General features: G+C 44.5%; 13 protein-coding genes. All 13 read left to right on the forward strand.

Features of this window, described 5'->3' with window-relative positions:
• Positions 1-198: 198 nt before the first annotated feature.
• Entirely contained in the window at positions 199-2,190 is a 1,992-nt protein-coding gene (locus QUB26_RS12940) for a hypothetical protein (RefSeq protein ID WP_333318288.1), read from the forward strand.
• A 316-nt stretch (positions 2,191-2,506) separates the two neighbouring features.
• On the forward strand, positions 2,507-4,054 hold the full coding sequence (locus tag QUB26_RS12945) for a PfkB family carbohydrate kinase (RefSeq protein ID WP_333318291.1): 1,548 nt from the start codon (positions 2,507-2,509) through the stop codon (positions 4,052-4,054).
• Positions 4,055-4,056: 2 nt separating this feature from the next.
• Entirely contained in the window at positions 4,057-4,686 is a 630-nt protein-coding gene (locus QUB26_RS12950) for an HAD family hydrolase (protein ID WP_333318293.1), read from the forward strand.
• A gap of 123 nt (positions 4,687-4,809) precedes the next feature.
• Entirely contained in the window at positions 4,810-5,799 is a 990-nt protein-coding gene (locus QUB26_RS12955) for an SDR family oxidoreductase (RefSeq protein WP_333318295.1), read from the forward strand.
• A gap of 4 nt (positions 5,800-5,803) precedes the next feature.
• Positions 5,804-6,619, forward strand: a complete 816-nt coding sequence (locus tag QUB26_RS12960; RefSeq protein ID WP_333318297.1) for a transketolase — start codon at positions 5,804-5,806, stop codon at positions 6,617-6,619.
• The gene (locus QUB26_RS12965) at positions 6,616-7,563 is read left to right on the forward strand and encodes a transketolase C-terminal domain-containing protein (RefSeq protein ID WP_333318299.1); all 948 of its coding nucleotides are present in this window, start codon (positions 6,616-6,618) and stop codon (positions 7,561-7,563) included. The genes QUB26_RS12960 and QUB26_RS12965 overlap by 4 nt, the downstream gene beginning before the upstream one ends.
• Positions 7,564-7,584: 21 nt before the next feature.
• On the forward strand, positions 7,585-8,391 hold the full coding sequence (locus tag QUB26_RS12970) for a sporadic carbohydrate cluster 2OG-Fe(II) oxygenase (protein ID WP_333318301.1): 807 nt from the start codon (positions 7,585-7,587) through the stop codon (positions 8,389-8,391).
• Positions 8,384-8,863, forward strand: coding sequence for an LIC12192 family sporadic carbohydrate cluster protein (locus tag QUB26_RS12975; RefSeq protein WP_333318303.1), 480 nt, complete (start codon positions 8,384-8,386; stop codon positions 8,861-8,863). The genes QUB26_RS12970 and QUB26_RS12975 overlap by 8 nt, the downstream gene beginning before the upstream one ends.
• Positions 8,864-8,866: 3 nt before the next feature.
• Entirely contained in the window at positions 8,867-9,469 is a 603-nt protein-coding gene (locus QUB26_RS12980) for a hypothetical protein (RefSeq protein ID WP_333318305.1), read from the forward strand.
• The gene (locus tag QUB26_RS12985; RefSeq protein ID WP_333318307.1) at positions 9,466-10,524 is read left to right on the forward strand and encodes a phosphotransferase; all 1,059 of its coding nucleotides are present in this window, start codon (positions 9,466-9,468) and stop codon (positions 10,522-10,524) included. Before QUB26_RS12980 ends, QUB26_RS12985 begins: the two co-directional genes overlap by 4 nt.
• On the forward strand, positions 10,525-11,187 hold the full coding sequence (locus QUB26_RS12990) for a class I SAM-dependent methyltransferase (protein WP_333318309.1): 663 nt from the start codon (positions 10,525-10,527) through the stop codon (positions 11,185-11,187).
• Between the two features lie 57 nt (positions 11,188-11,244).
• Positions 11,245-12,240 carry a GDP-mannose 4,6-dehydratase gene (locus QUB26_RS12995; protein ID WP_333318311.1) on the forward strand — a complete coding sequence of 332 codons (996 nt, stop codon included), beginning with the start codon at positions 11,245-11,247 and terminating at the stop codon, positions 12,238-12,240.
• A 51-nt stretch (positions 12,241-12,291) separates the two neighbouring features.
• Positions 12,292-12,883 (forward strand): tetratricopeptide repeat protein (locus QUB26_RS13000; RefSeq protein ID WP_333318313.1); only part of this gene is annotated, 592 nt, incomplete at its 3' end.

Genomic DNA, 12,883 nt, shown 5'->3' on the forward strand with positions numbered 1-12,883 from the left:
GTTTATAAAATATCAGCAAGGAATAAAAAGAGGGCCACTGACTCCAGCCATATTATCCAAATATCCCGTAGCTTGCATAAAAAACTACTATGTGTAATAATTAAAGGTTAAGGGTTAAATTTAATACTCCAGTTGTCAACTACCGATTTTCAGCATAACCCGCGCCGGAAAACTTGTAATCTGCTTTTAGAGGAAAAAATGAGTAAGTGGACAAGAACCTTTACTTTTAAAGGTAAAGAGTTATATTACAACCGGATAAAATTTAATAACCCGACAGAAAGAGCCGTAGAAATTTCCATTGCCTTTGACTTTATTGCTAATCTAAAGAATCCTCAGAAAATTCTTGAAATTGGCAACGTACTCTCCCACTACGAAAACTCATTGAGCGAAAATATTGGGATCAGATCGAGACGAATTGTAGATAAATTTGAAGTCGATCTAGGTGTAGAAAATCAAGATTTGATGAACTTGCCCTCAGCGGAAAAATATGACGCAATAGTATCAATTTCTAGTGTAGAGCACGTAGGGCAAAGAGACGATCCTTCAGGAGGCTATGGGGAACAGATAGAGAACCGCGATCTAGAAGGCCCCCTAAAGGCGATCGCTAAAATTTACGATCTACTGGCTATTGATGGAAAAGCCTTGATTACCGTTCCTTTTGGAAAACTTACAGATGCAGAATGGTATATTCAATTTAGCCAAGAATATTTAGATGTTTTATGGAAAAAATATGGTATTCCGAAAGATGCTATATCCGCCAACTACTTAAAGCTGATAGATAGGGAAACGGTAGATGAAAAGCACTATATGCTTTGGAAAGAAGTAAATGCTTTAGAACTTAGGGATAGTGAATACGGGTGGCCTTGGTCACAAGCTAATGCAATTGCCGTCATAGAACTTACCAAAGTATCCAGCGAATTTAATCTCAACTTAAACCTAGAACCAACCGATTTGTATTACAATATGACTTACGAACAACGGAGAGAGTTTGAAAATTGCAAAGCCCAACTTCATCAGATTCAGAGAGAGTTGGCGCAGTCGCAGTCGCAACTCTATCAAACTCAGGCAGAGTTAGAACAATCCTTGACGGAACTAAATCAAAGTCAGAAAGAGTTAGAAGTAGTTCAAAGTCAAAGTTATCCTATTCAAGGAGAATTGGAACTGGCGCAGGCTCAACTATTTAAAACTCAGGAAGAGTGCGCTCAATTTCAGTCCCAACTATATCAAGCTCAGGAAGAGTTGGAAAAAGTCCATCCCCAACTACATCAAACTAGAAGTGAGTTGGAAATATCCGAGTCAAAACTGTACAAAACTCAGGGAGAGTTGGAATTAACCGAAGCTCAACTATATCAAACTCAGGAAGATCGCGATCGATTTGAGTCGCAAATGTATCAGGCTCAGGAAGATTGCGAATTAATACAAATTCAACTGCATCAAATTCAGGGAGAATTAGAACTCTTCCAAGCCCAATATCATCAAACTCAGCAAGAATTGGAACTATCCCAATCCGCACACTATCAAACTCAGCAAGAATTGGAACAGTCGCAGTCGCAACTCCACTCGACTCGGCAAGAATTGGAATTATCCCAAGCCGAACACCATCAAACTCGGACAAAATTGGAACAGTCACAGTCTCAACTGCACTCGACTCGGCAAGAATTGGAATTATCCCAAGCCGAACACTATCAAGCTCAGCAAGAATTGGAACAGTCGCAGTCGCAACTCCACTCGACTCGGCAAGAATTGAAATTATCCCAAGCCGAACACTATCGAACTCGGAAAGAATTGGAACAGTCGCAGTCGCAACTCTACTCGACTCGGCAAGAATTGGAACAGTCGCAGTCACAACTGCACAAAACGGCGGGGGAATTAGAGAGATGGCGTTTTCAGGAAAATGCCGTCAAAAATCCCGATGAAAATAATCCAGTGCAGTACGGCGTTCTAGTATGGGAAGCCTGGCATGCTTATCGCAACCACGATAGGGCTGGGATGTCTCATTTTCTACAGAAATCTTTGAATTGTACGCCTTTCTCACCGACAGAAACTATTGTGAACTGGTTGGAAAATTTTGGTCGCTTTTCCTTAGAAAAAGGCGAGTATCTCGATACGAACTCCCTGAGCAATTCCCCCGAATGGAAAGAATTGATCAGGCGTGTCCTTGCTGTTAAAACTAGGGTAGGGCGGATCTAGGCTCAGGTGACGGGAACACTAGGCTTAAGCGAGAGTCTAGTGTTTAAAATAGCCACCGGGAAGCTCAGCGCACACACCAATTCTCCTTGAGAGCATCGTCTGTTGGTAGCTCGGCCCTTAAAACTGTTCAGGAATAGCGTCGCCAAAGTGAAATCTGCTCCGGTTTGGGTGAAAAAAGTCCGTTCATCTTTTTTAACGCAAGTTTGTAGATGCGCCATCGCGAACATCACCTGGTATAGTTACAAAAACGGGGATTCTCCCGTGTTGTAGGGTGGCAAGCCCGTCCGAGTTGGAAATTACACCATTTAGTTCAAAGATGCTGACAAAGAACACAGAAAAATATCTTGATTTTGAAACTTGTAAAGAGGTACTTGCTAAGGTTCGAGAGCAGAACCGTAAGATAGTTCTCTGTCATGGGGTGTTTGACCTGCTTCACCCGGGTCATATTGCCCACTTGCAAGAAGCCAAAGCTTTGGGAGATGTATTGGTAGTTTCAATTACCGCAGCTCATTACGTCAACCGAGGCCCTGGCAGACCAGTTTTTTCGGACGATTTGCGACTTTATTCGATTGCTTCTTTAGCTTGCGTAGACTACGTGCTATTGGCTCCGGTGGCTACAGCTTTAGATGTGCTCGATCGAGTTCAGCCAAATTTTTACTGCAAAGGTCACGAATATGCTGACCACAGTCAAGATGTTACTAAAAATATTGACCGGGAAGCCGATCGAGTCAAAGCTTACGGCGGAGAAATTCGCTATACAGGCGAGATTGTTTTTAGCTCAACAAAGCTGCTCAATAACTACACGGATGTGTTGCCACCCCATATCAAAAGCTATGCCATCCAATTAAGCCAGCAATACCCTTTTGAGGCAATTCGCAAGGGCGTTGATGCGATGCAAAAGCTCAAAGTCTTAGTGTTGGGGGACGTAATTATTGATGAATTTGTTCACTGTACAGTGCAGGGTTTGACTTCTAAGGGCAGAGTTATTTCGACTCGCTTTTTGAAAAAAGAGCAGCATTTAGGAGGTTCTTTGGCTATTGCCCGCCACATGGCTAGTTTTGTAGACTCTGTAACTGTGGCTGGTGTGGTGGGGAATGAGCCAGACATTCACAGCTTGATTTTGAATAATATAAATGGAGGTATTCGGCTAGATTTACAATATGAAAATGGTGCCGCCACCGTCACCAAACGCCGTTACATTGAGCGGCAGGGAATGAGGGATAATTACACCAAGCTGTTTTCTATTAATGAGCTGCAAGAAGAAGGGCCGGCGCCCAATCAGCGGCAAAATTTGTTAGATCGTTTGCGGAAAACGATTCGGGATTATGACATGGTGGTGGTTGCAGATTACGGACATGGATTGCTGGATTCTGAACTCATGGAGATGGTTCAAAATGAAGCTTCTTTTTTGGCTTTGAACTGCCAAACGAATAGTGCAAATTACGGCTATAACTTAATTACTAAGTACCGCAGAGCAGATGTTTTTTGCTTGGATGAACAAGAACTACGTTTAGCGTTTTCTAGCCGTTACGGAGACCACAATTATCTGCTTCAAGGCTTGTTCCAACATCTAGATGCTCAGCAAGGATGGCTCACTTTAGGTTCTGCGGGAGCGTTGGGAATTAATGCGAAAGGAGAAGAAGATTTGAGTCCAGCAATGACGCTGGCAGTAAAGGATACTATAGGGGCGGGCGATGCTTTTTTTGCTCTGGCTAGCTTGAGTGCGAAGTTGGAATTACCGATCGCAGTTGGTTCGCTGCTGGGGAATTTGGCTGGGGCAATTTCAGCTAATACTCTTGGGAATGCTGAACCTGTAGAAAAAGCTCGGTTGTTGAAATTTGCTACCACAGTTTTAAAGGTATAGAGATGCCATCTTTTAGCAAGCCGCAAGCAATTTTGTGCGATCGCGATGGCACTCTAATTGAAGATAGCCACTTCCTTAGCCACCCCGACCAAATTGAGTGGATTCCGGGAGTGCTGGATGCGCTAAAATTCCTGAAGACTCAGGACATCTCAGTATTGGTGCTGACTAATCAATCGGGAGTAGCTAGGGGTTATTTCCCAGTGGAGGCAGTGGAGGCAGTTAACGATCGAATGCGACGGGATGCTGAAGTGGCTTCAGGGGCGATCGCAGATTTTTATTTCTGTCCCCACCACCCAAAAGGTCAAGTTATCGAGTATAGTTACGTTTGTGAGTGTCGCAAGCCGTCGCCTGGGTTATTTCTGCAAGCGATGGCCGACCACAGTTTAGACCCGACGCGGTGCTGGGCGATCGGGGATAGACTCAGGGATTTAGAGCCTGGTTTGCAGTTAGGGATGAAAGCTTTTCTGGTGAAAACTGGCTATGGAATACAGGAACAGCAAGATTTGTCTAAATCTCCGTTTTACGATCGAATAACGGTAATTTCGTCAATGGCAGAAATTAGTGATTTGATCCAAAACAGGAAGAATTTTCCCCCGTCAAAAATGTTAAATGTAACACCTTTAGTGGGATGATTAATATATTAGACAGGGGGTAAAAATAAAGTTTAGGGAAGGCAAGATGCCTACCCCCATAACAGTTTTTATAGATGTCTATTAACCCAAGTCAAAATAATTGAGAAATGTAGGGGGAATCAAATGCAACAAGTTTTAGTCACAGGTGGAGCCGGTTATGTTGGGGCTGTTCTAGTTCCTAAACTACTTGAAGCTGGATATCGAGTTAAGGTTGTTGATTTGTACATTTATGGAGCAGAGGTTCTATCCGCAGTCAAAGACCATCCGGGGTTGGAAGAGATTAAGGGAGATATTCGCGATCGCCCACTGCTAGAAAAAATTCTACCCGGATGTGATGCTGTTATCCATCTAGCTTGCATTTCCAACGATCCCAGTTTTGAATTAGATCCCGACCTCGGTAAGTCGATTAACTACGATGCTTTTGTTGACTTAGTAGATGTTGCCAAAGATAGCGGTGTCAAGCGGTTTATATATGCTTCTTCTTCAAGCGTATACGGCATTAAAGAAACCGAAAATGTTAACGAAGAACTCCCATTGCAACCGTTAACTGATTATTCCAAGTATAAAGCAATGTGCGAGGATGTGTTGCTGGCAAAGCGGGAACCGGGGTTTGTTACCTTAATTTTGCGGCCGGCGACGGTGTGCGGTTACTCACCCAGACTGAGGCTGGATTTAACAGTAAATATCCTCACTAACCACGCGGTTAATAATGGTAAGATTACCGTGTTTGGTGGCGAACAAAAACGACCAAACATTCATATCGAGGATATGACAGACCTTTATATCAAGTCGCTCGAGTTGCCAGATGATGCGATCGACGGTAAGATTTTCAACGCGGGTTATGAAAATCATACGGTGATGCAAATTGCTCAAATGGTGCGAAATGTGGTAGGCAAACAGGTAGAGATTGTCAGCACGCCGACCAATGACAACCGCTCTTATCACATTTCATCGGAGAAGATTAAGAAAGAACTGGGGTTTGTGCCGCAGCACACAATTGAAGATGCTGTGCAGGATTTGGTGAAGGCGTTTAATGCTAATCTGATTCCTAATCCGATGACGGATAGCACTTATTACAATATTAAGACGATGCAAGGACTGAGTTTAAAATAAAGAGATGAATATTCCCGAACTTGAAGCCACGGCCCGAAAAATTCGAGGCAAAATTGTAGAACTGTCCCACAAAGCTCGCACTGCCCATTTAGGTTCTTCCCTATCCTGTACCGATCTTTTAGTAGCAGCTTACTGGGGAAGTTTGAAAATCGATCCCAAGGATTCAGAAAATCCAGATCGCGATCGTTTTATTCTCAGTAAAGGACACGCAGCAACAACGCTTTACGCCACCCTCGCAGAAGCGGGATTTTTCCCGCAAGAATTACTCGATACCTATGCTGAACCAGGTAGCAACTTGCCAGAACACCCCAGCGTGAAATGCGTAGCAGGGATAGAAGTAGCAACTGGTTCTCTGGGACACGGATTGTCAGTGGGTATTGGGATGGCACTGGCAGGTCGCATTCAGAAACGTTCTTACCGCGTTTTCGTCACAATGAGCGATGGCGAATGCAATGAAGGCTCAGTTTGGGAAGCAGCGATGTTTGCACCAGCTCAAAAACTAGATAATTTAGTTGCCATCATTGATTACAATAAGTGGCAAGCTACGGGTCGCAGCAACGAAGTTATGGCTCTTCATCCTTTAAAACAAAAATGGGAAGCTTTCGGATGGAGTACCTATGAATTAGACGGTCACGACATGAAAGCATTGGTTGATACCTTGCGTAACGTGCCAGATGGTAGTGGGAAACCCGTTGCTATTGTTGCCCATACCGTTAAAGGAAAAGGCGTTTCTTTTATGGAAGATGACAACAATTGGCACTACCGCGTTCCGACTGCTGAAGAAGTTGAAAAAGCTAAAGTGGAACTCCAACTTGTATGAGAAATGAATTTGCAGCGGAACTGAGCGAAATCGCGGCGGAAGACGATCGAGTTGTTTTGTTATCTGGCGATATTGGCAATCGGCTTTTTGATAAATATAAAGCTCGCTTTCCCGAACGGTTTTATAACTGTGGAGTGGCCGAAGCGAACATGATGGGCGTGGCGGCTGGTATGGCAATGTGCGGACTTCGACCCATTACTTACACAATTACGCCGTTTACAACTACTCGCTGTTTTGAACAAATTAGGGTTGATGTTTGTTATCACAATGTTCCAGTGATTATTGTGGGAGTTGGGGCTGGTTTGTCCTATGCCGGGAATGGGGCAACTCATCATTCTTGTGAAGATATTGCTTTACTGCGAATGCTGCCTAACATGACTGTGATCTGTGCGGGTGATGCTTGGGAAGTACGAGCGGCTATGCGAGCTTGTTTGCAACAGAATGGCCCAGCTTATATTCGCATGGGCAAGAAAGGTGAGCCGCTTGTTCATCAGGGGATGCCTGACTTTGAAATTGGCAAAGGAATCGTGATGCGACGGGGAAGTGACGTTTGCTTGCTGAGTACCGGAAATCTGCTACCGAATGTGTTGCAAGCAGCAGACGAGCTTAGCAAACAGGGAGTGTCAGCTCAAGTTGTTAGCTTCCACACTGTCAAACCTTTGGATCGAGAATTGCTAAATCAGGCTTTCTCGCAGTTTTGGGTAGTGGCGACGGTTGAAGAACACAGTATCATGGGCGGACTCGGAGGGGCTGTGGCTGAGTGGTTGAGCGATCGCGACCATCAAAAAGCTCGTCTGTTGCGAATTGGAGTTGCAGACAAGTTCCTGCACGCAGCGGGAGAACAAGAGTATGCCCGCGAGTATTTTGGTCTCACCCCACAAGCCATCGCAGACAAAACCTTCGAGATGTATCGGGCGATCGCCCCGAAGCCGGTGAAAGCATAAAAAAACACAGGATCGAAAGATATGGACTTCCTAGAAAAAAAAGAAACAGACTTAAGTGCTGCTTTCATACAAAATGGCTATATCATCCAGCCCTGCGAAAATCTATCTGCCTTGGATCGAATCAGAAACAAAACAGTAGATTTAGCAGCTAATTTTTTAGGAGTGCCATATCCTGAAGAGGCAGGAAATTTTTTAGATGAAATTGCCTCTCTAGTACCAGTCAAAAAACTCAACTCTTTTCGGCTTCATATCATATCAGGTTTAATGGCCGAACCTTGGTTTCGGGAAGCATATTTCTCCTGCGCTCGTTCCCTAGTAAAAACCATTGTCGGCAACGAACTGGTGATGCAGCGAAATATCGGTTTAAGCATTCAACTTCCAGGCGACAACAGTTCTTTATTACCCCTGCATTCTGATAGTTGGGGTTCGGAATGTTCTCCTTTTGAAGTAGTATTGTGGATTCCATTAGTAGATTGCTATCGAACCAAAAGTATGTTTATTTTGCCGCCTGATGCTGATGCTAAATGGCGGGAAAGAATACAGGAATTTTCTGGGGCAGGAACAGAAAGTCTTTATCAGGCGATCGAGCCAGAACTTGAATGGTTAGAACTTCCCTACGGTAAGGTAGTTCTATTTACTCCTACGATTGTCCACGGCAATCGAATTAACCAAGAATCTACAACTAGATGGTCTATGAATATTCGATTTAAAGGTTTATTTACACCTTACTCTGATAAACGTCTGGGGGAATATTTCGCCCCGATCGCCGTGCGTGCAGCCTCTAAAATAGGGATGAAATTTACAATGCCTGGGGGGTTTGATGAGTGAAGAATTGAGTCAAAAATTAGGGTATCGCGGTTACATTACCAGCCGTCCCGTGCGGGGAATAAGTTATCCGCACCGCGTGCAAAACTTGGTGGTTCGCGACTACGCCACACGGCATAATTTAGATTATAAACTCAGTGCTACTGAATACGCTATGCCGGGATGTTATATGATGTTGTACGATGTCTTGACAGAACTGCCACAACTAGAGGGCATCATCCTATTTAGCCTGTTTATGTTGCCCCAGAAAACCAAGCCCAGATTGGAAATATACGACCGGATTTTAGGTGCTGGATGCGAGTTACACGCAGGTTTGGAAGAAATGGTACTGCAAGAGCGCAGCGATATCGACGATTTTGAAACAATGATGCAGGTGGTCTTAACTTTACCCAATACGCCAATGGGCGGTTATTATCAAAAGTCAGAAGACCCAAAACTAAACAACTTTTTTCAAGAAGCTATGAGTGTGGAGTGAGCAATGTTAATTGGAGTTGATTTTGACAACACGATCGTCTGTTATGACGGCTTGTTCCACCGAGTGGCCCTCGAACAAGGCTTAATTCCCCCAGAAATTCCCGCGAGTAAAGGTCAAGTGCGGGATTATTTGCGCCAGTGTGGGAAGGAAGATGCTTGGACCCAAATGCAGGGTTATGTTTATGGCGATCGCATGAAAGAAGCTGACCCGTTTCCGGGCGTACAGGAATTTTTTACCCGTTGCGTTCGGGATGGAGTCAATGTCTGCATTGTCAGCCACAAAACGCGCTACCCTTATCTGGGCCCCAAATACGATTTGCACGAAGCTGCACAGGGATGGTTGAAAAGTCAAGGGTTTTACGACCCGGATCGCATTGGTTTGTCCTCAGACCAAGTGTACTTTGAACTTACTAAGCAGGAAAAGCTGGAACGCATTGCCAAGCAGCAATGTACCCATTTTATCGATGACTTGCCCGAATTTTTGGGAGAGTCGGGGTTTCCGGCCGGAGTCGAACGCATCCTCTTTGACCCCCAAAATCACCATCTCACCGGACATCCCTTTCGTTACGCTTCCTCTTGGTCGGAAATAGAGGCTTTGATTTTATGATGACTGAAGTTGTTTCCCTGAGTTTAGAAGAGCTTCAGCAAGCGGCCGGTGATTTAGTATCTGCGGCGGGGTTGGGTGGTGAGGTGGAACTTCATCCTCTGACAGGTGGCGGGAATAACCGGGTTTTCCGCGTGGATGCGGATGGTTCAAGTTTTTTGTTGAAGGTTTATTTTCAACATCCAGGCGATCGCAGAGACCGCTTGGGTACTGAATTTGCATTTTCGCAGTTTGCTTGGGACAATGGGGTGCGGGCTTTACCTCAACCGTTGGCGTGCGATCGCCAAAAAGGTTTAGGTTTATATGAGTTTGTCCGGGGACGGCGACTAGAACCGCAGGAAGTTACTGCAGAAACGGTTGAGCAAGCACTTAATTTCTATCGGCAAATAAACTGTTATAAGCAACTGACTGAGGCTCAAAATCTACCCAAGGCATCGGAAGCTTGTTTTACCCTTGAGGAACATCTGCAATGCGTGGAACGTCGTCTTGTCAGGTTGCAAACAGTCGAAGCATCTTCCGATAGCGATCGCTCTGCTTTAGAATTCATCCACAACGAGTTGTTTGAATTGTGGAAACGAGTGAGATCGCGGGTTGTGCAACAAGCGAGTCAGTGGAGTCTAAAGTTAGAAGCAGAAATCGCATCTTTAGATCGGTGTTTGTCTCCATCGGATTTTGGGTTTCACAACGCTATTTTGAGCAATTCTGGGCAATTACGCTTTCTCGATTTTGAGTATGCAGGGTGGGACGAACCGGGTAAAATGGTTTCTGACTTTTTTTGCCAACCGGCGGTTCCTGTTTCTCTAGATTACTACTCCAAGTTTGTTGAAGCGGTTGTTTCTGAGTTGTCAGAACCCGAACAACACCGACAGCGGATGGCGATTTTATTGCCTGTTTATCGAGTCAAGTGGTGTTGTATTCTGCTTAATGACTTTTTGCCAGTGGCCAGCCAAAGGCGCAGTTTTGCTGGGCAAGTTGCCGATCGGGAAGTACACAAAGCTGTACAATTGCAAAAGGCGCGTCGCGCTCTCCAATACCTGAAAGAAAACAGGGAATTTTAAATGGCTTATATTGATTTCCTCTCAGCAGTTCACAAAAAAACTCAGCGCGATTATTTGGGGCGCGTGAATGAATTCCCCAAGGCTGAGGCGGCTAAGCTTGCTAAAAAATTTGATTATGATTATTGGGACGGCGATCGCAAAGTTGGCTATGGTGGTTATAAATATGATGGTCGCTGGCGGGCTGTTGCAGATGCGATCGCTCAACACTATAATTTAAAACCGGGCGATCGGATTCTTGATGTGGGTTGCGGCAAGGCTTTTTTACTCTACGACTTTACGCAAGCTATACCGGGAGTCGAAGTAACCGGTATCGATATTTCCGAATACGGGATTGCTCACGCTAAGGAAGAAGTGCGCCCGTTTTTGAAAGCGTGCAGCGCGACAGAACTTCCGTTTGCAGACAACAGCTTTGATTTAGTGATTTCTATAAATACTTTACACAATTTGTATTGTTTTGAGCTAGACAGAGCTTTGCGGGAAATAGAGCGGGTCAGCAAGGGGAACAAATATATTGTGGTAGAGTCTTATAGGAACGAATCCGAAAAAGCTAATCTACTATATTGGCAGCTTACGTGCGAAAGTTTCTATACCCCCCAAGAGTGGGATTGGTGGTTTAAGCATTGTGGCTATAGTGGCGATCACTCTTTTATCTACTTTGAGTAGATTTTAAAATTACATTGTAAAACGGCAAAAATATAAATAAAATCATCAGGTGGAGACATGAATCAACGTAAAATAGCAGTTTTGGGTAGCAATTCTTTTTCGGGAAGCGATTTCGTTGACTTACTTCTGGAAGACGACCAAAACGAAGTTATAGGTATAAGTCGTTCTCCAGAGAAAGGGCCGCTTTTTTTACCGTATCTTCGCCATACCAACCCTAGTTTTAAGTTTCATCAATTGGATTTTAACGGGGATATGCCGCAGATTATAGAGGTGTTGGACGAGTTTGCACCGGAATATATTGTTAATTTTGCCGCTCAAAGTGAAGTAGCTCCCAGTTGGTTGCATCCCGATCACTGGTTTCAAACTAATACCGTAGCATTAGCTCAATTAATTAACCACTTAAAAGATCAGAAATACTTGCAGCGTTACGTTCACATTTCCTCTCCTGAAGTGTACGGCACTTGTGAAGGGAATGTGCTAGAATCTGCGCCGATGAATCCTTCGACACCCTACGCAGCCTCTAAAGCTGCTGCGGATTTACTTTTATCCACTTACTATAAAAATTTTCAGTTTCCTTTGGTTACAGTTCGTGCTACCAATGTGTATGGAGCGTATCAGCAGCTCTTCAAAATTATTCCGCGCTCGGCAATTTACCTGAAGTTGGGTAAAACGATTCAGTTGCACGGCGGCGGGCACGCTGTCAAGTCTTATATCCATATTCGCGATGTTTCTAGGGGAGAATTAGCGGTGATGGAAAAAGGACAGGTGGGGGAAATTTATCATTTGTCGCCCGATAGGGGGTATGCTGTGCGGGAAGTAGTGCAAACTATTTGCGAAGCAATGAACCGCTCGTTTGCTGAGTCAACGGAGACTGTTGCCGAACGATTAGGACAGGATGCTGCCTATGTGATAGATTCAACCAAGGCTCGTACTGAACTGGGATGGAAGTCAGAAATTTCTTTAAAGGATGGAGTTGCGGGTGTGATAAAATGGGTGGACGGATTTTGGGATGAGATTGAGAAGCAGTCTTTAGAATATATTCATAAACCTTAGTATCAAATCAGGGTATGATTAACAACGGTTGAGGAAAGCCGGAGACAAGCAATGACTGTAAGCTATTTTGACGCGGCAAACAAACTAAAGCAGGAAGGGAGATGGGAAGAGGCGATCGCTTCTTATCGCTCTGCTATTGAGGAAAACCCCAATTTTTATTGGTCTTACCCAAATTTGGGAGATGTTTTGCTTAAGGTTTCCCGGTGGGAAGAAGCAGTCAATGCTTACAGTCGGGCGATCGAACTTAACCCTAGTTCGTCGGCTTGGCTCTATTACAATCAAGGGGAAGCTCTAACTAAATTGGGGCGGTTGGATGAGGCGATCGTTTGTTATCAAAGGGCGATCGAGCAAGCTCCTGATGAGGTGGAGATTCAATCAAGTTTGGCTTCGGCGCTGCGACAGAGAAGTCAGGTAGATTTGGCTAAGGGAGTAGCCATGTATCAGCGTGTTATTGAGCTAAATCCTGAGTCAGTAGCAGCTTATCAAAATTTGCTGAAACTTCAACCCGATAACTGGGAAGCTTGGTGGCGGTTAGGGGAGGTTTTAGTTAAAGTTGGGCAAAGAGAAGAAGCGATCGCAGCCTATCAACAAGTTATAGAATTAAATCCCGACGCCATACCAGTCTACAAAAGCCTGTTAGAAA

This window comes from Microcoleus sp. B4-C1, from assembly GCF_036705285.1.
Taxonomy (GTDB): Bacteria; Cyanobacteriota; Cyanobacteriia; order Cyanobacteriales; family Microcoleaceae; genus Microcoleus.

Coding starts and splice junctions, on each gene's coding strand:
- QUB26_RS12940 (WP_333318288.1), top strand. CDS start 199: ATGAGTAAGTGGACAAGAACCTTTACTTTTAAAGGTAAAGAGTTATAT.
- QUB26_RS12945 (WP_333318291.1), top strand. CDS start 2,507: ATGCTGACAAAGAACACAGAAAAATATCTTGATTTTGAAACTTGTAAA.
- QUB26_RS12950 (WP_333318293.1), top strand. CDS start 4,057: ATGCCATCTTTTAGCAAGCCGCAAGCAATTTTGTGCGATCGCGATGGC.
- QUB26_RS12955 (WP_333318295.1), top strand. CDS start 4,810: ATGCAACAAGTTTTAGTCACAGGTGGAGCCGGTTATGTTGGGGCTGTT.
- QUB26_RS12960 (WP_333318297.1), top strand. CDS start 5,804: ATGAATATTCCCGAACTTGAAGCCACGGCCCGAAAAATTCGAGGCAAA.
- QUB26_RS12965 (WP_333318299.1), top strand. CDS start 6,616: ATGAGAAATGAATTTGCAGCGGAACTGAGCGAAATCGCGGCGGAAGAC.
- QUB26_RS12970 (WP_333318301.1), top strand. CDS start 7,585: ATGGACTTCCTAGAAAAAAAAGAAACAGACTTAAGTGCTGCTTTCATA.
- QUB26_RS12975 (WP_333318303.1), top strand. CDS start 8,384: ATGAGTGAAGAATTGAGTCAAAAATTAGGGTATCGCGGTTACATTACC.
- QUB26_RS12980 (WP_333318305.1), top strand. CDS start 8,867: ATGTTAATTGGAGTTGATTTTGACAACACGATCGTCTGTTATGACGGC.
- QUB26_RS12985 (WP_333318307.1), top strand. CDS start 9,466: ATGATGACTGAAGTTGTTTCCCTGAGTTTAGAAGAGCTTCAGCAAGCG.
- QUB26_RS12990 (WP_333318309.1), top strand. CDS start 10,525: ATGGCTTATATTGATTTCCTCTCAGCAGTTCACAAAAAAACTCAGCGC.
- QUB26_RS12995 (WP_333318311.1), top strand. CDS start 11,245: ATGAATCAACGTAAAATAGCAGTTTTGGGTAGCAATTCTTTTTCGGGA.